The sequence below is a fragment of the Gordonia sp. SMJS1 genome, assembly GCF_029866425.1.
Lineage (GTDB): Bacteria > Actinomycetota > Actinomycetes > Mycobacteriales > Mycobacteriaceae > Gordonia > Gordonia hongkongensis.
In genome coordinates this window covers 99771-119540 of the sequence record NZ_CP123381.1, presented here as the reverse complement: position 1 = coordinate 119540, position 19770 = coordinate 99771, and the positions used below count along the sequence as shown (strand labels likewise).

The following is a 19770-nucleotide window of genomic DNA, read 5'->3' as shown; positions in this document are numbered from 1 at the left end:
GCTCAGCCGGCCGGGTGACCCGAGGAGACCTGGGCGGCGCCTCGATGATTGTCATCAGGACGTATCGTCGCCGGCCGCCTGCCACCTCGCGCCTGCCACACGGTGCGCAGCACCCGTCGGCCGTCGGAGATCGCGTTGAGATTGGAATTACCTGTGCGACGCGGCATTTCCAGGCTCGGAACCTCGGCGATCCGCAGGCCGGCCTGCACCGCGCGTACAGTCATCTCGGCCTCGATCTCGAAGCCGGTCGCCTGCAGATCCAGAAGATCCAGGTATCGCCGATGGAAAGCGCAGAAGCCGTAACACAGATCGGTCAGCTCGGTTCGGTACAAGCTGTTGAAGAACGCGAGCAACCCGTAGTTGCCCAACCGCCGGAACCGGGTGATGTCGAGTGACCCGCCCCCGCCCATGAACCTCGACCCCTTGACGAAGTCGTAACCGTTCTCGAGGAAGTGCAGGAAATGCGTGATCTCCTGCGGAGCCATACTGCCATCGGCGTCCATCATGACGATCATGTCGGACGTCGCGGCGGCGAAACCGGTACGCAACGCACTGCCCTTGCCGGGTCCGCTCTGTTGCACGATCTTGATGTCGGGGCGGTAACTCCGCGCGGTGATGAGTGTTGCGTCGGTGGAGTTTCCGTCGATGAGGATGATCTCGTCGATCCGCTTGGGGATCTGTTCCAGCACCCACCCGATGTTCCGTGCTTCGTTGCGAACCGGAATGATGAGGCTCACCGTGGATGTCGTGGGGCCACGATCTCGGTGAGTGACGAATTGAGTGTTGCTGAGTCGATGCTGGGCATCTGGTTGCGCCGCAACAGTTGCGGTCCCGTTGTTCTGGCCGGTCATTTCGATCACTGTGTCCAATCCCGCGCACGGTCCAACCACACGTGTGTGTACGAGACTTCCCCCCGGAAGCATCGACTGAACGAGTCGAGCGAGTGCGCGTTCTGAAGTAGAGAGACAGGGCCGTCCTCCCCGACGACCCGATTCGGACAGTAGCAGAGGATCGGCGAGATGGGGAGGCGTACAGCGCGCCTGTTGAGCTTCGCGAGGCGAACGGATTCCGAACTCGGAACGCGTGGCAGCGCAACCAAACTCGTGCCAGACCACGTACCGGGCGGTATGGTCAGCCGTCCTCTCGGCCCTGAATGCGCATCCAGGGTTAATGGCCGATACACGCGGTAAGCACTGCCTTCCGGGCGCGAAAACGGGTTGAAAGCCCAGCACAGCGGCCGGCCTCCACACGCGGTCGGCGGATTCAGTGAGTCGCCGTTACACGCGCTGCGTCGTCGACCTGCGATTCACAGCTGGGTTCGAAGCGTCGTCCGACGACCGCGGTCTGCGGCCCCGAGCCGGAAACACACGCCTACGCCGCGTGGTCAAGAGTCGTTCGGTTTCGATCTCAGAATCGCGAGTGTGATTCGCGGCACTGTTGGGATCCACCCGGCGGGCTCCAACGAATGGAAAGTGACCCCGAGGTCGTCAGACCTCGAGCAGGAAAGGCTGCCGGCGCGCGATGAACTCACCCACACCTCGGTCCCCGTCACGGTCGGCGCCGGCTCCCGCGCCTCGAGACGAGAGGCCGGGGCGACCCCCGGAACCGCGGGTCGAGCAGCTCATCGCGGAAGCGACCTCGCTCTTTCAGGACGCCGGCTACCGGAATGTGAGCGTCGAGGAGATCGGCGCCGCCGTCGGACTGACCGGGCCGGCGGTGTACCGGTATTTTCCGTCCAAGCAGGACATTCTCGCGAAAGCGCTGGCGACGCAGGTGGAGGGGGTACGCGCACTCCTGACCCAAGCCGAGGAGCGCAGCGAATCGCCGGCCGAACAGCTCGGCGTGTTCTTCGACCTGCTTGCGACCAGGGCGGCGCACGGCGACGTCTCGACACTGTGGACCCGCGAGCGACGGCATCTCGACCGATCCGATCTCGACGACATGGACGGGCACCACCGCACGCTGATCGACGCATTGGCGTCGAAGTTCGACGCCACCGAGGCCGGCATCGACGCCCAGACCGCGAAACTCCTCGCGACCGCGGCGGTCAGCGTGTTCTCGAGCACCGCCGCGATGCGGGGTTCGCTCACCCCACGGCGGCTCACGCAGATCCAGCGGGCGGTCGTGGACTCGATCCTGAGCTGTCCGCTTCCCCGCGGGGCACAGTCCCGCGCGCGGTTCGCCGATGGATCCAGCCGACGGCCCGCTGCGCGGCGTGATCGGATACTCGCCGCCGCGACCCGGATGTTCTTCGCGCGCGGATTTCCCAACGTCCGAATCCACGAGATCGCCGCCGAAGCGGATGTGTCGCCGGCGACGGTCTACCAGGAGTACGCGGGAAAGACCGACATCCTGATGACCATCATGCGTCGAGGTCTCGAGAATCTGCACTGGATATCCGTCGACGCACTGGCGGAGTCCTCGGCGGTCGAAGCGCTGGACGTCCTCGTGGGTGTGTTCCTCGACTACTCGCTCGGCCCGAACGGTCGAGTGTTGGCCATCGCCCACCAGGACATCGTGTATCTGCCGGAAGCAGACCAGGTCTCACTTCGCCGGACGGCGTCGGACTACACTGCTGAGTGGACTGCTGCGATCCTGGCCCGTTCACCGACCCTGACGCATGCCGATGCCAACGCGCTCACGCAGGCACTTACCGGATTCGTCTACCAGGTCATCTCGTCGCCGGAGCTCCGCTCGCGGCCGGGCATCGAAGGCGAGTTCCGCGCGCTGGCATCCGCCATCCTGAGCCCGGTCGAACTCTGTGGCGGTCCCGGTACCCAGGGCCTGAGTCCGCGCCGGCTCGCGGACATTCCGCGAAGCCAAGTGGTCCGTGCATCGCGGCCCTACTCGAAGTAGCGGCGCGGCACGTCGACGAGCATCGTCGTGATGTCGGCCTCGCTCACCCCGCGTTCGCGCAGGGCGGGCAACACCTCTTCACTGACGTGCCGGTAGTTCCACTTCGGGAGTGCTTGCTTCTTGGCCTCGTGGTCGAACCAGTCGATGAAGCAGGCGGCGTCGTGCGCGAGGGCCATGCGGTCGGCATAGCCGCGCTTGCACAATTCGGCGACGGTGTTCACCCGTTCGTCGAATGGCAGGAGGAGGTCGAGCCCGAAACGATCCATGCCGAGGATGGAACCGGCGTCGGCGAGCTTCATCAGGTAGTCGAGGTCGACGCTGTCACCGGAGTGGCCGATGACCACCTTCGTCAGGTCGGCTCCCTCCTCGGCGAGGACCCGCTGGGCGACCAGACCCGACTGACTGTGCGGATCGGTGTGGACGGTGATGGGCGCCCCCGTCTGGGCGCTCGTCTGTCCCACCGCGCGCATCACGCGCTCAACTCCCGGTGTCAATCCTTGTGATTCGATGGCGCACTTCAGGAAGGCCGCTCGCACACCGGTGTCCGCGATCCCCTCGGTCAGGTCCTTCGTGAACAGGGTGACCAACGGTTCCGGGACGTCGAACAGCATTCCCGGTCCGGCATAGTGGAACTGGAACGGGATGTCGTTGTAGGTGTAGAGGCCGGTCGCCACGACGATGTTGAGGTCGATTTGTTCGGCGATCCGTTGGATGCGTGGGATGTACCGGCCGAGACCGAGAACCGTCGGGTCCAGGATCGTGTCGATCCCGAGCTCCTTCAGTTCGGTCAGGTCGCGGACCGCTTCGGCGACCTTGTCGTCCTCGTCCCAGTCATCCTGGTAGTTCTGCCGGAACTCCTCGCCGAGGACGAACACGTGCTCGTGCACCAACACGTTTCCGAGGTCTGCGGAATCGGTCGGGCCGGTCGCGGTGTGGACGGTGGCCATGGAACCTCCTCACCGAGAGGCCGCGTTGCCTCCCACTCCGCCGAACCCTAGTCGACGCCCTGATGTGGCAGGCGGCTTTCGCCGTTCGTTGTCGCCGACGACCGCCACGGTCCTCACCGGTCGGGCCTCAGGCAGCACGTGGCGCGGCGAGTTTCTCCATGGCCCAGTACGACGTGCCGGCGACGACCGCCCCGGCGAGCCACGACAGATCGATCCCACCGAGGGCGACGGCGACGGGGCCCTGCAGCACGGGCAGCATCCCGTACATGAACATCCAGGTCGCGGTGACACCGAGAGCGAGTGCGACGAGGGCGGTCGGCCGGACCATCGGCAGGACGCTGTCCGCCGGTGTGGCGAACAGACTCTCGGCGTCGATCTGTTGCCGCGCGATCAGGAACCAGTGCACGAGAACAACGCTGCCCCAAGGGCTCAACCAGCCGACGATCGACACCAGCCAGAAGTCGATGGTGGTCGCGAAGTCGCTATTGAGCACGAAGTAGACGACGACCGCCATCGCCACGACGCCGATGATCAGGTTCAGCACGCGCCGGTCGACGCGGATGTCGAGCGCCTGCTTCGACACCGTGCACGTGTAGATGTTGAGGATGTTGGTCGCGAGCGGTCCGTGGATCACCAGCAACAGAACCGGCAGTGCGAGAACGCCGTAGGCGTCGACGATGATCTCACCCGGGTCGGCGGAGTCGCTCAATGTCGCCAGGGACGCACCCAGCACTCCGAGCCAGACGACCGGGATGAACTGCCCGAGTGCACTGGCGAGAAACAGCCTGCGCGACGGGACGTCCCGGGACACGAAGCGCGAGTAGTCGCCGGCGTAACCGATCCACGTCAGACCCCAGCCGATGCCGATCGCGGTCATCACCGCCGTGATCGCGCCGATGTGGGCCGATCCCGTGAGCTCCGGAGCGGTCGTCTGTCCCCAGTCGACGTCGAGGCCGACCCACGCGACGACGGTCATGACGAGCAGGATCGCGACCGTCGGAGGCACCGTCCATCGTTCGAACGCGGAGATCACCCGGTACCCGAACCACGCGATCGTCACCTGCATCCCCATGATGACCGCGGCCACGACGATCCGTGCGGCGTTGTTGTCGAGGTCCGGGTCGACGAGTCCCATCTCGCCGAGCAGCGCCATCACCAAGTCGAGAACGATCCAGGTGTTGACCGCGCACCAGCCCATGCAGACCAGGGCCTGGACGGCGGCGGGAACGTAGGCGCCGCGGCGTCCGAAGACGGCTCGCGACAGCACCATTCCGGTGACCCCGGTGCGCTGACCGATGACGACGAAGACGCCGAAGATGGTCATGCCGATGGCATTGCCGACGACGAGGACCGCCACCGTCTCCCACAGCCCGAGGCCCATCGTGACGCCGAGTGCACCCAGCACCCAGTTGATCGGCGCGATGTTCGCACCGGCCCAGATCCAGAACTGTCCGCGCACGTCATGGGTCTTCGCGGACTCGGGGATCAGTTCGAGTTCGGCCTCGGCCTGCGGGCCCGAATGGCCCGGTCCGGGTGCCGACGGGGTCGCGGCGTCGAGTGCGGTCATGGAGTCCGTCCAGGAAGTGTCGGCCCCCGATTGGGCGGGGTGCGTTCGGGCATGGCGCGCGACGATGCGCAGTGCATCCATGGTGGTCGCACCGCCCGTCGCGCGATACCTACAGAACGTTCGCACTCCTCGGGTACGGAACGGACAGAATGTCACACCTTCGGCGTTTCTCGCACAGCCAACTGGACTGTCCGGGCTTCTCGCGCTGACCGATCTGGAGGGCGATGCGTTGTTCGGCGGCGTCGGCGATGCGTAGCTGTTCTTAAGCCCGGTAGGCCAGGGCGACGTCGTGGTCGCGGCCGGTTTGGGCGTCGGCGGCCGCCGGGGTTGTGGCGCACGAGGGTTCCGAGGTCACGGCGGCATTGTCTGCAGGGGTGGCCCTGGGTGTCGGTGGGGATCGCGCAGCCGGGCAGGGCGCAGCGGGGGAAAAGTTCGGCGGTGATGGTCACGATGGTTCCTCGAGGTGGCGGGTGTGAGCGGGGCCGGGGCGCTGGGCCGCGACCGTGAGAGGTCGCGGCCCACCGCTGGACGGGGTCTAGTCGGGTGGCACGTCGACGGCATCGGTGTCCCCGGCGATGACCTTCTCGACGTCGGAGAGGGTGTACTCGTTCCGCAGGATCAGCTTGGAGAACGCCTCGACGGCCGAACGGTTCGTGATTGCTCCACAGTTTCGTCATTGATGACGAAATGACCTGATTTTCTCCAAGATTCGCCGATAACCTACGTTATGACATAATTCCCGCTAGTGTTCTGAGTCATTAATTCGTGTGCAGTAGTGGGCGATGGAGTCGAGGATCTGGTCAGCGGTCTTGACCCACACGTAGGGGCGGGGGTTGTCGTTCCAGGTCTCGATCCATGCTCTGATGTCGGCGTTGAGCGCTCTCACGGTGCGGTGGGTGGAGCGTTGGAGCTTCTTGGTGGTCAGTTCGGCGAACCAGCGTTCGACGAGGTTCATCCAGGATGAGCTCGTCGGGGTGAAGTGGACAACGAATCGTGGGTGCGAGGTCAGCCATCGTTTGACCGCGGGCGTCTTGTGGGTAGAGGCGTTGTCCATGACCAGGTGGACGTCGAGCTCGTCGGGCACCTCGGCGTCGATCTTGCGGAGAAACCCGATGAATTCTGTTGCCCGATGCCGTGAGTGAAGCGAACCGATCACTTTTCCCGACGCGATGTCCAACGCCGCGTACAGACTGGAGGTGCCGTTGCGCACATAGTCGTGGCTGGCCCGTTGCGGGGTGCCCGGGAGCATGGGAAAGATCGGCTGGGTGAATCACCCTAGGGTTTTGTGCCGCCTCCAGTGTGGGCTGGTCCTCGGGGCCGAGGCCAGCGTAGTGGAGCGTTTCGAACTCGGTCGGGGGAATCTGGCCGATACTCGAGTGCAGCCTGCTGTTGTTGTACCAGTCGACCCAACCAGCGGTCGCGAACTCGACGTCGGAGATCGTCCGGTACGGGCCGGAGTGGAAGATCGTGGTCCGGATGCACTCGGTCTTGTACAGCCCGTTCACCGACTCGGCCAGAGCGTTGTCGTAGGCGTCTCCGACCGACCCGATCGACGCGGCGATGTCTTCGAGCCGCAGCCGCTCAGTCAGTGTAACCGATGTGTACTGGGCGCGTTCAATCGGTCGATGCAACACTGGGTTGTTGTAGCGAGTGTAGTTGTTCGCCAAAGACTTCGGCGGGAGTTTTCCATCCAAGGACTTTTCTAGGACGGTTGTTGAGGGTGTAGGCGATGGCCTCGAGGTCCTCAGCTGACCACCGCGACAGATCAGTTCCCTTAGGAAAATATTGGCGCAGAACACCATTGGTGTTCTCGTTGGATGGTCGCTGCCACGGTGAGTGCGGATCGGCGAAGAACACCTGCGTTCCGGTGTCCATCGCGAACTGGGCGTGAGCGGACAGTTCCTTGCCGCGATCCCACGTCAACGTTTTGCGCAACTGCTGCGGCAGCGCGGCGATCGACGCTGTCAGTCCTGCATTCATCGCGATGGCACCGTAGCCACCGAGTGCGGGCCCGTTCTTCACAGGCGGCTGCTCACCCCAGCCCTGCTGGCGTGGCAGATGCACCAGAAGTGTTGCACGACTACGACGTTCAACGATCGTGCCGATCGCCGATCTCCCAGTTCCGATAATCAGATCACCCTCCCAGTGCCCGGGGACGGCACGGTCCTCGGCCTCGGCAGGGCGCTGACTGAACACGACATCGGAGGTGACGTGACCCTGCGGCTTGTTGCGCGAGCGGGCCCGCGGCTCCCTCAGTGCACGTCCGGTGCGCAGGCACGCGACCAGCTCACGTTTGAGCGCGCCGCGGCCCTCGATGAACAGGGACTGGTAGATCGCCTCGTGACTGATACGCATGGATTCATCATCGGGGAAGTCGACCTTCAAACGCTGGGAGATCTGCTCTGGACTCCACGCCAGCGACCACCGCCGGTTGGCCCGGTGCGGTTTGTTAAGCCCCTTCCATGGCGGTGGCGTGGGGCCCGCAGCGATCGTGCCATCGGGACGGCGGACAACGCCGGCCAGGCGGTCCTGTACGTACTCCCGCAACTCGACGTGGGCCACGAGCTTCGCTGTTTTCGGGCGCTTGGCGGCCTGCTGGGCTTTCCACTGCGCCACCAACGCCCGATACTCGAGCTTCCCGCTCCTGGTTGCGGCGTTGCGCCGTAGCTCACGCGAGATCGTGGCCGGACTCCGCCCGATCCACCGTGCGATCTCACGCACCCCACGATCCTGGGCGCGTAGCAGCGCGATCTCTTCCCGTTCGGCGAAGGATAGATAGCGGCCCGAAGGCTCATCCAGACTCAGCGGCCTCATGCCGCCAGCGTGGCGGAACCAGCGTGTACCCACCGGCACCGACACACCGACAGCGATCGATGCCTGTGCCGTGCTCACCCCCGTCGCGACCACCCGCCAAAACTCACGTTGCACCTGCCGCGACGGCTCCGGCCGCCCCGGCGATCGCATCGCCGGCCGAAGTGCACGATCAGCACGCCACTGCCGACGAACACCTACCGCCACATCGCTGGTCCTCCGACTCCAGTCCGCCGTAGCCACCGCAAACACCTCCATGATCATGGTGTTGCGACGACCAGTTGAATCCGCCCTGACTTCCAGCATCCGAATGATGAATCAGCTCAGCAGCTTTCACCGGATGACCCTCTCGTTTCCGCTGCCACAGCGCCATCCGAAGCGGGACCGTCACCAGCTCCACCGTCTTCGACGTCGAGGCGTGCCACGCCACGATCCGACGTGAGAACACGTCGATGATGAACACCACGTACACCCACCCCGCCCACGTCCGGCAGTAGGTGAAATCGGTCACCCACACCCGGTTCGGCTCGACGGCACTGAACTGTCGATTCAGCAGATCCTCCGCGCGTACACCATCAGCGGACCGCACGGTCGTACGGACTCCCTTGGACCTTCGAATCCCGTTGTGACCTAGCACTTTCATCGCTCGATCAACGGCGCCATAGGACACCCCGGGCAGTGTTGTCCGATGCAGATGGGCGCGCATCTTCACCCGCCCGTAGAGGCCCTCCGGAGTCATCTTCCGCCGGCCGTCGTCATCGGTGCGCCAGACCACGGTGCGCACCGCATCGACGACGTGGGCATCGGAGACGGTCCGAGCGGCAGGCGTGCGTGTTCGCGATGCCCGGTAGGTTCGTGCGGCAATCATGCAGCCCTGCTCACGCAAGACCCGACAGATCGACTCGACCGCAAAACCGTTGGCGCGCATCCGATCTATGAACGCCACGATCATCGGTTGCGGCGGTCGAGTTCCCCCGCGAAGAAAGTCGTCGCCGCTTTCAAAATGGCAACGTCCTCTCGCAATTGCTTGTTCTCCGCCTTGAGTCGCTTGATCTCAGCGGACTCCTTCGACGTGGTCCCCGACCGGGCGCCGGCATCGACCTGGGCCTGCACGGCCCACCGACGTACCGTCTCCCCACCGACACCGACCTGCTTGGCGATCGCCTCTGCCGCGGCAGTCAACGACGTGTACTCGCCGCCGTGCGCCTCCAGCAAACGCAAGGCCCTCGAACGGACCTCCGGATCGATCTTCTTAGGCATGTGCTCATCCTTCCTGACTCAGAAGGAAGCGGCATCAAACCAGGGGTGATTCACGGACCTTCTCGGTGAACAAGGGATCTCTCGACAGCTTCCACGAATCCTGTTTGTGCGGAGCCAATCCGAACGCCCGCCACACACGCGACACGGTTGACTGTGACATGTCGAGATGCTCGGCCATCGCCCGCGTCGACCAGTGTGTCGCATTCTTCGGAGTGGTCTCGAGAGTCGCGGTGATCAAGTTTTTGATCTGCTCGTCGTCGACGGTGCGAGGTCGCCCAGGCCGGGGTTCGTCGAGCAACCCCTCGCAGCGGTGCTCGACGAACCGGCCTCGCCAGCGCCGCACGGTACTGCGATTGAGGCCGAGTCGTTGTGCCACTTCAGTATTCGAACCGCCATCAGCGGCGGCGAGAACGATTCGTGAGCGCATCGCCAAACCCGAGGCCGTCGTTCGCCGACGCGCCCACCCTTCGAGCTCACGGCGCTCGTCATCAGTCAGAACAATATCCACTGCTCGCGGACCCCGGGTTGCCATTCCCTAGCCTAACAACCGAACGGAAATTAATGACTCAGGACACTAGATCCGCAGCAACTAACGATTTTCTTTCCGGTGCATACTATAAGAAGATCGCTCAGACCCTTGAACGCGGAAAGTTTGATCTTCTTTTCCTTCCGGATGCTCTCGCAGTCGAGGACAGCTACGGCCATGATCTGCAAACAGGCGTCGGACTGGGCGGCCAGGGCGCGATCGCACTCGAGCCCGCCACGGTGGTGGCGACGATGGCCGCCGTGACCGACCGGTTGGGACTTGGAGCCACCATCTCCACCACGTATTACCCGCCGTTTCACGTCGCCCGTATCCTGGCAACGCTGGATAACCTGTCCGACGGGCGGGTGTCGTGGAACATCGTGACATCGCTGAACGATTCAGAGGCAAAGAACTTCGGAATCGATGCTCATCTTGAACACGACACCCGTTACGACCGCGCGGACGAGTTCGTCGAGGTCGTACGTAAGCTGTGGAACTCGTGGGACGATGATGCGCTGCTGTTGGACAAGATCTGCGGCCGGTTCGCTGATCCTAAGAAAGTTCATTACGTCGATCACCGTGGTGACTGGTTCGACGTGCGCGGCCCCCTGCAAATCCCCCCTTCAAGTCAGCGCGAGCCAGTACTCCTCCAGGCCGGATTGTCGCCTCGCGGTAGACGTTTCGCGGGCCAGTGGGCCGACGCCGTGTTCAGCATCTCGCCGACGCTGGAGATGATGCAGCGCACGTACCAGGACATCAAGGGGCAAGTGAGTGCCGCGGGTCGCAACCCCGACGCCACGAAGGTTTTCACAGCTGTCATGCCCATACTTGGGGAGACCGAGGCGATCGCACGCGATCGCCTCGAATACATCAACGGTCTCGTCCACCCCGAGGTCGGTCTGTCGACGTTGTCGAGTCATAGTGGAATCGACTTGTCCGCCTTCCCCCTAGACGCGAAGTACTCCGACATCGTCGCGAGCTTGGGGGACGCGCACATCCCCACCATGCTCCACATGTTCTCCACGGTTGCGAGCGACGGCGAGGATCTGACACTGGCCGACCTTGGAAAGCGTTATGGCACGAACGTGGGTTTTGTCCCGCAGTGGGGAGGAACGCCCACCCAGATCGCCGACAGACTGGTCGAGTACTTCGATGCGAGAGCGGCTGATGGGTTCATCATCTCCGCCGCCTATCTGCCCGGCGTTTACGAGGACTTTGTCGACCAGGTGGTGCCGCTGTTGCAAGAACGTGGGGTATTCCGCGACGAGTATGAGGGATCAACGCTGCGCGACCACCTCGGCCTGGAACTGCCAAGCGGGGCGGCGGCGCTGTGACCGACACCAGCTCAGCGGTCCACACCCTCGCGTACAGCAACTGCCCTGTTCCCAACGCCCTGCTGGTTGGCCGCGAGTCGCAGTTGCTCGCCGAGGCTGGCATCAATCTGGACGTGCTGGGAGGGCCGCTGGGCTCCTTGCACTTCACCTACGATCATCCCGCTTACACCCGATTCGGCGGAGAGATCCCGCCGTTGGTGAGTGAGGGCCTGCGTGCACCGGGTCGCACACGCCTCCTGGGCGTCACCCTGTTCGAGGGAAAGCTGGGCTTTTACGCGGCCGACCCCACCCTGACCGCACCGGAGCAACTGGCGGGGCATCGTGTCGGCGTATCCGCATCGGCAATCCGGATCCTGCGCGGCGACCTTGGTGACTACCGACAGCTCGACCCGTGGCGCCAGACTCTCGTCGCACTGGGCACTTGGGAGGCGCGAGCCCTGCAGCACACCCTTCGTCACTCCGGCGTAACAGTAAACGATATCGAGCTCGTACCCATTGAGACGGCGGGAGTCGACTTACCGCAGGACCGACTCAGCGCATCGGCATCAGTGAACGGTTCGGACCTCTTTCCCGCCGTCGGGGCCCATCAGGCACAAGTCTTTGCCGGGGGGACGGTCGATGCGCTATTCAGCTGGCTTCCGTGGTCCGCGGAGTTCGAAGACCTCACCGGTGTTAGACCGCTGCGTGACCTGAGCTTGGACAGGACAAGCCACTACGCCAGCGTTTGGACAATCAGCGCGCAACTCGTCGATAAGAACCCGTCACTCGTGCAGCATCTGGTGGATACGGTGGTCCGGGCAGGCTCCTGGGCGCGCGATCATCTGACCGAGACAGTCGCGATTCATGCCCGCAACCTCGGTGTTAGCGAGACTGCGGTGACACGCGGTTTCGGCGAGCACTTCACCGACAACTTAGTACCCACCCTCGACCACGATGCGCTCACTGTCCTTGCTGCGACACAGCGGTACCTGGTCGACCACGATCTGGTGGATAAGGCGATCGACCTGACTGATTGGTCGGCCCCGGAATTTCTGCAGACGAGCCTGCGTACATGCGCGGCCGGCACATCAGCGATTGGAGAATACGAATGACAGTCACCGACGACACGGCGGCGGCCACCGACCGGCGGGCGGGCGATCCTCTCGCGGTGGCTCGAGACCTTGCTGCAAGCTGGCGGGAGGGAATCGTCGAACGGGATCGCGATGGGGGGCCAGCCACCCGTGAGAAAGAGGACTTACGCCTAAGTGGTCTGCTGGCGCTCGCGGTACCCGAGGAGCACGGTGGTTGGGGCGCAGATTGGCCGACGGTCTGAACCGCCCCGGGTCTGTCGGAGGCTCTCGAACCTGTGAAGGATGGAGAGCATGGCAGCACCACGCAAGTACAGTGAGGAACTCAAGGACCGGGCCACCCGGATGGCATGTGAAGCGCGACGAGATCCCGATTCGTCGAGAGGTGCGATCAAGCGGATCGCCGATCAGCTCGGAGTCCATCCCGAGGCGTTGCGCAATTGGGTTCGTCAGGCCGAGATCGACGGCGGGGTCCGCCCGGGCACCACGAGTGAGGACGCTGACCGCATCGCGGCGTTGGAGCGGGAGAACCGTGAACTGCGGCGAGCGAACACGATCTTGAAGCAGGCTTCGGCTTTCTTTGCGGCGGAGATCGACCGCCCACAGCGCTGATCGTGGAGTTCGTCGCGGCTCACCGCGATGAACACGGAGTCGATCCGATCTGTGCGGCATTGCGCGATACGTCCGCCCAGATCGCTCCGTCCACGGTACGAGCCCACCTGAGCCCCCAGAAGACCGAGGCGCCTCGTGTGGTGCGTGACCGGGAGCTCCTTACCCAGGTCCGCGCGGTGCATGCCGACAACCTCGGCGTCTACGGTGCCCGCAAGGTGCATGCCCAATTGCGCAGACAGGGCCATAGTGCTGCCCGCTGCACCGTCGAGCGATTGATGAAAGCCGATGGGCTGCAAGGGATAGCGAGACTCAAGACACGCAAGACCACGCGCAGCGAGGGAGCTGAAACACCCCGGCCGGCTGACCGGGTCAACCGTCAGTTCACCGCGGCGGCACCGAACGCGTTGTGGGTGGCGGACCTGACCTACATCCGCACCCACTCGGGCTGGGTGTACGCGGCGTTCGTCCTGGACGTGTTCTCGCGGATGGTCGTCGGCTGGCAGGTCTCGACCACCATGCACACCGACCTCGCCCTCGACGCCCTGAACATGGGATTGTGGGCACGGTCGCGTGCCGGCCACGACGTGGCCGGGCTGATCCACCACTCCGACCGCGGAGTGCAAGGCGGATTCAACTGGTCGTCGCAACACCATGATCATGGAGGTGTTTGCGGTGGCTACGGCGGACTGGAGTCGGAGGACCAGCGATGTGGCGGTAGGTGTTCGTCGGCAGTGGCGTGCTGATCGTGCACTTCGGCCGGCGATGCGATCGCCGGGGCGGCCGGAGCCGTCGCGGCAGGTGCAACGTGAGTTTTGGCGGGTGGTCGCGACGGGGGTGAGCACGGCACAGGCATCGATCGCTGTCGGTGTGTCGGTGCCGGTGGGTACACGCTGGTTCCGCCACGCTGGCGGCATGAGGCCGCTGAGTCTGGATGAGCCTTCGGGCCGCTATCTATCCTTCGCCGAACGGGAAGAGATCGCGCTGCTACGCGCCCAGGATCGTGGGGTGCGTGAGATCGCACGGTGGATCGGGCGGAGTCCGGCCACGATCTCGCGTGAGCTACGGCGCAACGCCGCAACCAGGAGCGGGAAGCTCGAGTATCGGGCGTTGGTGGCGCAGTGGAAAGCCCAGCAGGCCGCCAAGCGCCCGAAAACAGCGAAGCTCGTGGCCCACGTCGAGTTGCGGGAGTACGTACAGGACCGCCTGGCCGGCGTTGTCCGCCGTCCCGATGAACCGTCCTGGATCGGATGGAGACCTCGTTTAGGCCACCGCCATCTCGGAGGTGGCTGTCTCACGGTAGCGCCTCTCGTACTCAATGGGCGGGCAGTAGCCGATCGATGAGTGCAGCCGCTCGGTGTTGTACCAGTGCACCCAGGCGGCGGTCTCGCGCTCGACTTCTGCGCGCCCGGTCCACGATCGCTGGCGCTCGATCAGTTCGGTCTTGTACAACCCGATGGCTGATTCCATCAACGCATTGTCGAGTGCATCGCCGACCGACCCGATCGATCCGGCCAAGCCGGAGTCGCGTAATGCTTCGGTGAACGCCAGCGCTGTGTACTGACTTCCGGCATCGCTGTGATGAATCAAACCTGTTGCAGTGAACGAGAAGTCGGTTCTACGTCGGGTGAACAAGGCCTGTTCGAGAACGCTGGTCACCAACGGTGTCGACTTGCTCGTCATCACCCGCCACCCGAGGATTCGACGCGAGTACACATCGACGAGAAACGCGGTGTAAACGAACCCTGCCAGGGTCCAGCAGTAGGTGAAATCAGCCACCCACCACTGATCTGGCCTGGCCGGCAATGACCACTTGCGCTCCACCAGATCAGGATGCCGCGGCGCGCGATCATCGCGCTGGGTCGTGATCGTGCGATGTTTTCCGCGGGTGACTCCGGCGATCCCGCAGATCCCCATCAGTCGGCCCACCTGATCACGGCCCATCTCACGGCCCTCGCGGCGCATCGTGTGCCAGATTTTGCGGACGCCGTACACGCCACGATTGCGATGAAACGCCTGGTAGACCGCGTGAGCGTCGTACGCCTCGGCCAATCGTGTCACCGAGACCGGACCCGCTTGCGTGCGGGCGTAGTAGGTGGACGGGGCGATCTGCACGCCGTGCTCAGTGAGCACTCGGCAGATCGGGGCGACCCCGAACCGACCCTTGTGAGCGTCGATGTAATCAACGATCACCGCAGTCGGCGGTCGACCTCCGCCGCGGCGAAAAACGCCGACGCTGTCTTCAAAATCTCATTGGCCCTTCGCAATTCAGCGTTCTCCTTGCGAAGCGCCGCCAACTCGGCGTCCTGCTCGCCCACCGTCATCGTTCCCCGCGCAGTCACGATCGGCCGGTCCTTCTCGATCCAGTTCCGCAACGTCGCCTGGTTGATATCGAGCAATGCGCCCACGTGTTTCCGGGCGGCGAGCTTTCCGCCGCCATGCTCGGCGAGGTGGTCGTGATACATCCTCACAGCCCGCTCACGCGTCTCTGGATCAAACTTCCTCAGTGCACCCATACCGGCATTCTCCTGGTGAGATCACGGTCTCCACCAGACCCAGGACGGTTCACGATGGCACGATCGCTGCGGGCCCCACGCCACCGCCATGGAAGGGGCTTAACAAACCGCACCGGGCCAACCGGCGGTGGTCGCTGGCGTGGAGTCCAGAGCAGATCTCCCAGCGTTTGAAGGTCGACTTCCCCGATGATGAATCCATGCGTATCAGTCACGAGGCGATCTACCAGTCCCTGTTCATCGAGGGCCGCGGCGCGCTCAAACGTGAGCTGGTCGCGTGCCTGCGCACCGGACGTGCACTGAGGGAGCCGCGGGCCCGCTCGCGCAACAAGCCGCAGGGTCACGTCACCTCCGATGTCGTGTTCAGTCAGCGCCCTGCCGAGGCCGAGGACCGTGCCGTCCCCGGGCACTGGGAGGGTGATCTGATTATCGGAACTGGGAGATCGGCGATCGGCACGATCGTTGAACGTCGTAGTCGTGCAACACTTCTGGTGCATCTGCCACGCCAGCAGGGCTGGGGTGAGCAGCCGCCTGTGAAGAACGGGCCCGCACTCGGTGGCTACGGTGCCATCGCGATGAATGCAGGACTGACAGCGTTGATCGCCGCGCTGCCGCAGCAGTTGCGCAAAACGTTGACGTGGGATCGCGGCAAGGAACTGTCCGCTCACGCCCAGTTCGCGATGGACACCGGAACGCAGGTGTTCTTCGCCGATCCGCACTCACCGTGGCAGCGACCATCCAACGAGAACACCAATGGTGTTCTGCGCCAATATTTTCCTAAGGGAACTGATCTGTCGCGGTGGTCAGCTGAGGACCTCGAGGCCATCGCCTACACCCTCAACAACCGTCCTAGAAAAGTCCTTGGATGGAAAACTCCCGCCGAAGTCTTTGGCGAACAACTACACTCGCTACAACAACCCAGTGTTGCATCGACCGATTGAACGCGCCCAATACCGAGCCATCCGCTACACCGAACGACTGGCCGAAGCCGAAGCGGTGACATCTGTTGGCTCCAAAGGGGATTCATACGACAACGCGATGGCTGAGGCGTTCAACTCGCTGTTCAAAGCCGAATGCATCCGTAACCCCGTGATGCGCCCGCGAGGCGGCTGGGCAGGTGTGGGCGAGGTCGAGATCGCCGTCGCTGAGTACGTCGAATGGTTCAACCACCGCCGCCTGCACGGCGAGATCGGACACGTCCCACCCGTCGAGTACGAGAGCGCCTACTGGTCGACCCACACCGTCACCAGCTACCGTGAGAACCCGGTCCCCGCAAACGCTGGAACCAACTAACCGAGCCTCCAGCAAACCCGGGGCGATTCAGTCTTTCGATACCGACGCACCGTATGTTGACGACGCCTGAAAACTGACCCCCTGACGACGGGTGAATTTTGACCCCCCGTCTTGTTAGGAGGGTGATTTCAGTGGAGCAATGGGCAGAGATCCGCCGTTTGCATCGCAGTGAGGGTGTGCCGATCAGGGAGATCGCGCGCCGGTTGGGGGTGGCCCGCAACACCGTTCGTGCGGCGTTGGCTTCGGATACCGCGCCGAAGTACTCGCGGCCGGCGACGGGCTCGGCGGTCGACGCGTTCGAACCGCAGATCCGGGCGTTGCTGCGGGAGTATCCGACGATGCCGGCGACGGTGATCGCCGAGCGGGTTGGGTGGACGAGGTCGTTGACGGTCCTCAAAGACCGGGTCCGGGCTATTCGTCCAGAGTTTCGTGGGGTAGATCCAGCCGATCGGGTGATCTATCAGCCCGGCGGCTGTTCACAGTGGGATTTGTGGTTTCCGGACTACCGAATCCCTCTGAGCCACAATCAGTTCGCCATGCTACCGGTGTTGGTGATGACGTTGGCGTTCTCCCGGTACCGGTCGGCGGTGATGATCCCGTCTCGCCAGGGCGGAGACATCCTGACGGGAATGTGGCTGCTGCTGTCGCAACTGGGCGGGGTGACCCGCAAACTGGTGTGGGACCGCGAAGCCGCGATCGGCCCCAAGGGCACACCCACCGCGTTGGCGGCCGGCTTCGTGGGCACGTTGGGTACGCGGCTGGAGCTGGCGCCACCGCGAGACCCCGAGTACAAGGGCATGGTCGAACGCAACAACCGGTTCTTCGAGAGCTCGTTCCTGCCGGGCCGCCAGTTCAGCTCACCGGCCGATTTCACCGCCCAGTTCGATCGGTGGCTGGCCGATCATGCCAACACCCGAGTGGTGCGCGCGATCGGTGATCGACGCCCGTGTGACGTGTTCGCCGAGGACCTCGAGCAGATGACCGGCCTACCTCCGACCGCACCGCATATCGGCTTGAGTAGCCGGGTGCGACTCGGTCGCGACTACTACGTACGTGTAGCCGGCAATGACTATTCGGTGCACCCGTCGGTGATCGGTCGGTTCGTCGACATCACTGCCGACCTGCAGCAGGTGCGCATCCTCTGCGGCGAGGTCACCGTCGCCGACCACGCGCGCAGCTGGGCCAACCACGTCACCATCGCCGACCCTCAGCACGTGCGAGCAGCCAAAGAACTGCGCCGCGATTACCGCCGCCAAGACCTCGCCAACCGGGCCCGAAACGCCGCCCGCATCCGCGCCCACCCTGATGGCCACGAGGTGCCGATCCGGGCGTTACCGGACTACGACGAGCTGTTCGGGGTGAACTTTGCCACCCCGCCCCAAGCTCACCCGCCCACCACATCCACCAGCATTGAAAGGTGAAAGACTGTGTCCGACAATCAAACAGGTAAACGGATCGAGTTCGCGGCGCGGGCGTTGAAGATGCCAGCGATCCGCCGATGCTGGGCGGAATTGGCCGAGCGGGCCCGCACCGACAACTGGACCCACGAGCAGTACCTCGCAGCGATTCTTGACCGCCAGGTCAGCGAACGCGAAGCCAACGGCACCATGCTGCGGATCAGCGGCGCGCGCTTCCCTGCGGTCAAAACACTCGAGGACTTCAACTTCGACCACCTTCCAGGACTGCGTCGTGATGTGATCGCCCACCTGGCCACCAGCACCTGGATCGCCAAGAGCGACAACGTGATCCTTCTCGGACCACCCGGGGTGGGAAAAACCCACCTCGCGATCGCGCTCGGGATCAAAGCCGCACACAACGCCTACCCCGTGCTCTTCGACACCGCCACCGGATGGGCCACCCGCCTGACCGAGGCACACACCACCGGCCGCCTGGCCGCCGAACTCAAACGGCTCCGCCGCTACCGACTGATCATCATCGACGAGATCGGCTACCTCCCATTCGACTCCGACACCGCCAACCTGTTCTTCCAACTCATTGCCAGTCGCTACGAACAAGGCTCGATTCTGATCACCTCGAACATGCCATTCGGCCGTTGGGGCGAAGTCTTCGCCGACGACGTCGTCGCCGCCGCACTCATCGACCGCCTCGTCCATCACGCCGAGGTCATCGCTATCGACGGCGACTCCTACCGCACCAAAGCCCGACGAGAACTCGTCAACACCGACCAGTAACCACACCAAAGGGGGTCAAAATTCAACCGTCGATAAGGGGTCAGTTTTCAGCCGCCGTTGACACCGTAGACATCGGCGAAATGCGCTGAGATCTCGCCGGTTGTGAGGCCTTTGGCATACAGCGACAGCACTACCCGATCCACATCGGTGACGCGACGTTTGCTCTTACCGACAATTACCGGGTCGAAGGTGGCGTTGCGGTCGCGGGGCACCTCGATGGGCACCTGCCCGCACGCGTCGGTCAGGACCCGTTTCGTGCGCGTGCCGTTGCGTGAATTGCCGGTGTTGCGGCCGGCCACGTCATGTTTGTCATAGCCAAGATGTTCGGTCATCTCTTCATCGAGCGCGGCTTCGAGCACGCTCTTGGTCAGCGCTTTGAGCAGCCCGTCAGGACCGGTCAGAGCCACTCCCTGAGCGCGTGAGCTACGTACCAGATCGCTCACCAAAGCCTGCTCGGCCTTCGAGAGCTCACGCACCGCATCCGCGGTGGTGACATCGTGTTCCTGACCGGTCTGAACCGGCCCTGCCACCGGGGCATCCACGCCCCCGATTGTGTCGGTCATCGTCGTGATTCCTCCTGCCCCACGCCGGGGGCGATCAAAACCACTTACACCGAATCAGCGACAGTCCCCAACGCCGCGACGGGCCCTCCTGCGAGTTCTACCAGCGTCAACGACGCGAGGGGCGCTCGCACGTGGGTCGGGTGTGGTGCCGCGGCCGACCGTCGAGCGGGTGTCAGTCGATGAGGTGGGCGCGATGGCTGGATGACTGGCGGGGCCGGTCAGATCTCGGCAC

General features: G+C 64.0%; 12 protein-coding genes, 8 pseudogenes and 2 other annotated features. Of the genes and pseudogenes, 10 read left to right on the top strand and 10 right to left on the bottom strand.

The window, feature by feature from the left end; translation table 11 throughout:
• Nucleotides 1–2: 2 nt before the first annotated feature.
• On the bottom strand, nucleotides 3–851 hold the full coding sequence (locus QAD21_RS00610) for a glycosyltransferase family 2 protein (RefSeq protein WP_137809090.1): 849 nt from the start codon (nucleotides 849–851) through the stop codon (nucleotides 3–5).
• A gap of 772 nt (nucleotides 852–1623) precedes the next feature.
• Between QAD21_RS00610 and QAD21_RS00605 the strand changes: the two genes are divergently transcribed.
• Complete coding sequence (locus QAD21_RS00605) at nucleotides 1624–2856, top strand: TetR/AcrR family transcriptional regulator (RefSeq protein WP_259936970.1); 1233 nt, start codon at nucleotides 1624–1626, stop codon at nucleotides 2854–2856.
• On the opposite strand, the gene QAD21_RS00600 is transcribed toward QAD21_RS00605, so the two are convergent.
• The 7 genes and pseudogenes from QAD21_RS00600 to QAD21_RS00570 form a co-directional block, all read right to left on the bottom strand.
• Nucleotides 2844–3803 carry a phosphotriesterase gene (locus tag QAD21_RS00600; protein ID WP_137809092.1) on the bottom strand — a complete coding sequence of 320 codons (960 nt, stop codon included), beginning with the start codon at nucleotides 3801–3803 and terminating at the stop codon, nucleotides 2844–2846. The genes QAD21_RS00605 and QAD21_RS00600 overlap by 13 nt on opposite strands.
• Nucleotides 3804–3930: 127 nt before the next feature.
• Nucleotides 3931–5370, bottom strand: coding sequence for a cytosine permease (locus QAD21_RS00595; RefSeq protein ID WP_280360367.1), 1440 nt, complete (start codon nucleotides 5368–5370; stop codon nucleotides 3931–3933).
• Between the two features lie 742 nt (nucleotides 5371–6112).
• Nucleotides 6113–6637: pseudogene (locus QAD21_RS00590) on the bottom strand (IS630 family transposase); the annotation flags it as partial.
• A gap of 43 nt (nucleotides 6638–6680) precedes the next feature.
• A pseudogene (locus tag QAD21_RS00585) lies at nucleotides 6681–6980 on the bottom strand (integrase core domain-containing protein); the annotation flags it as partial.
• Between the two features lie 4 nt (nucleotides 6981–6984).
• Nucleotides 6985–8184, bottom strand: coding sequence for an IS30 family transposase (locus tag QAD21_RS00580; protein WP_101819295.1), 1200 nt, complete (start codon nucleotides 8182–8184; stop codon nucleotides 6985–6987).
• A 283-nt stretch (nucleotides 8185–8467) separates the two neighbouring features.
• A pseudogene (locus QAD21_RS00575) lies at nucleotides 8468–9441 on the bottom strand (IS3 family transposase); the annotation flags it as partial.
• A gap of 49 nt (nucleotides 9442–9490) precedes the next feature.
• Nucleotides 9491–9973, bottom strand: a pseudogene (locus QAD21_RS00570) (IS630 family transposase); the annotation flags it as partial.
• A 29-nt stretch (nucleotides 9974–10002) separates the two neighbouring features.
• On the opposite strand from QAD21_RS00570, the gene QAD21_RS00565 reads away from it, so the two are divergent.
• The 5 genes and pseudogenes from QAD21_RS00565 to QAD21_RS00545 all read left to right on the top strand — a co-directional run.
• Complete coding sequence (locus QAD21_RS00565; protein WP_068970850.1) at nucleotides 10003–11301, top strand: LLM class flavin-dependent oxidoreductase; 1299 nt, start codon at nucleotides 10003–10005, stop codon at nucleotides 11299–11301.
• Nucleotides 11298–12392, top strand: a complete 1095-nt coding sequence (locus QAD21_RS00560) for a hypothetical protein (RefSeq protein ID WP_004022072.1) — start codon at nucleotides 11298–11300, stop codon at nucleotides 12390–12392. Before QAD21_RS00565 ends, QAD21_RS00560 begins: the two co-directional genes overlap by 4 nt.
• 270 nt (nucleotides 12393–12662) lie before the next feature.
• Nucleotides 12663–12980 (top strand): transposase, encoded by a 318-nt coding sequence (locus QAD21_RS00555; RefSeq protein WP_004022138.1) that lies wholly within the window; start codon nucleotides 12663–12665, stop codon nucleotides 12978–12980.
• Nucleotides 12941–13069 (top strand) — a sequence feature (AL1L pseudoknot). Its footprint overlaps the gene before it by 40 nt.
• Nucleotides 12983–13723 carry an IS3 family transposase gene (locus QAD21_RS00550; RefSeq protein WP_014928955.1) on the top strand — a complete coding sequence of 247 codons (741 nt, stop codon included), beginning with the start codon at nucleotides 12983–12985 and terminating at the stop codon, nucleotides 13721–13723. It overlaps the preceding feature by 87 nt.
• A gap of 169 nt (nucleotides 13724–13892) precedes the next feature.
• Nucleotides 13893–14192, top strand: a pseudogene (locus QAD21_RS00545) (helix-turn-helix domain-containing protein); the annotation flags it as partial.
• 48 nt (nucleotides 14193–14240) lie between these two features.
• Here the strand turns inward: QAD21_RS00545 and QAD21_RS00540 are convergent.
• Nucleotides 14241–15493, bottom strand: a protein-coding gene (locus tag QAD21_RS00540) for an IS3 family transposase (protein ID WP_137811086.1) whose coding sequence is annotated in 2 segments (ribosomal slippage) — nucleotides 14241–15199 and nucleotides 15199–15493 — 1254 coding nt in all. Because the reading frame shifts where the segments join, the coding sequence is not laid out codon by codon here.
• Nucleotides 15078–15209, bottom strand: a sequence feature (AL1L pseudoknot). It overlaps the preceding gene by 132 nt.
• Nucleotides 15494–15579: 86 nt before the next feature.
• Between QAD21_RS00540 and QAD21_RS00535 the strand changes: the two are divergent.
• From QAD21_RS00535 to istB, 4 genes and pseudogenes are all read left to right on the top strand, one after another.
• Nucleotides 15580–16431, top strand: a pseudogene (locus QAD21_RS00535) (IS30 family transposase); the annotation flags it as partial.
• Nucleotides 16432–16435: 4 nt separating this feature from the next.
• Nucleotides 16436–16783 (top strand): annotated as a pseudogene (locus QAD21_RS00530) (integrase core domain-containing protein); the annotation flags it as partial.
• A 122-nt stretch (nucleotides 16784–16905) separates the two neighbouring features.
• Nucleotides 16906–18204 (top strand): IS21 family transposase, encoded by a 1299-nt coding sequence (istA, locus tag QAD21_RS00525; protein WP_165629285.1) that lies wholly within the window; start codon nucleotides 16906–16908, stop codon nucleotides 18202–18204.
• 6 nt (nucleotides 18205–18210) lie between these two features.
• Nucleotides 18211–18975: an IS21-like element helper ATPase IstB gene (istB, locus tag QAD21_RS00520; RefSeq protein WP_068972656.1), complete on the top strand. Its 765-nt coding sequence runs from the start codon at nucleotides 18211–18213 to the stop codon at nucleotides 18973–18975.
• 56 nt (nucleotides 18976–19031) lie between these two features.
• On the opposite strand, the pseudogene QAD21_RS00515 reads toward istB, so the two are convergent.
• Nucleotides 19032–19538, bottom strand: a pseudogene (locus QAD21_RS00515) (transposase); the annotation flags it as partial.
• Nucleotides 19539–19770: the final 232 nt, after the last annotated feature.

What these genes read in the sequence shown, in the direction of transcription:
- QAD21_RS00555 (WP_004022138.1), top strand. Translation starts at nt 12,663, where the DNA reads ATGGCAGCACCACGCAAGTACAGTGAGGAACTCAAGGACCGGGCCACC.
- QAD21_RS00580 (WP_101819295.1), bottom strand. Translation starts at nt 8,184, where the DNA reads ATGAGGCCGCTGAGTCTGGATGAGCCTTCGGGCCGCTATCTATCCTTC.
- QAD21_RS00600 (WP_137809092.1), bottom strand. Translation starts at nt 3,803, where the DNA reads ATGGCCACCGTCCACACCGCGACCGGCCCGACCGATTCCGCAGACCTC.
- QAD21_RS00565 (WP_068970850.1), top strand. Translation starts at nt 10,003, where the DNA reads ATGACTCAGGACACTAGATCCGCAGCAACTAACGATTTTCTTTCCGGT.
- QAD21_RS00595 (WP_280360367.1), bottom strand. Translation starts at nt 5,370, where the DNA reads ATGACCGCACTCGACGCCGCGACCCCGTCGGCACCCGGACCGGGCCAT.
- QAD21_RS00610 (WP_137809090.1), bottom strand. Translation starts at nt 851, where the DNA reads ATGACCGGCCAGAACAACGGGACCGCAACTGTTGCGGCGCAACCAGAT.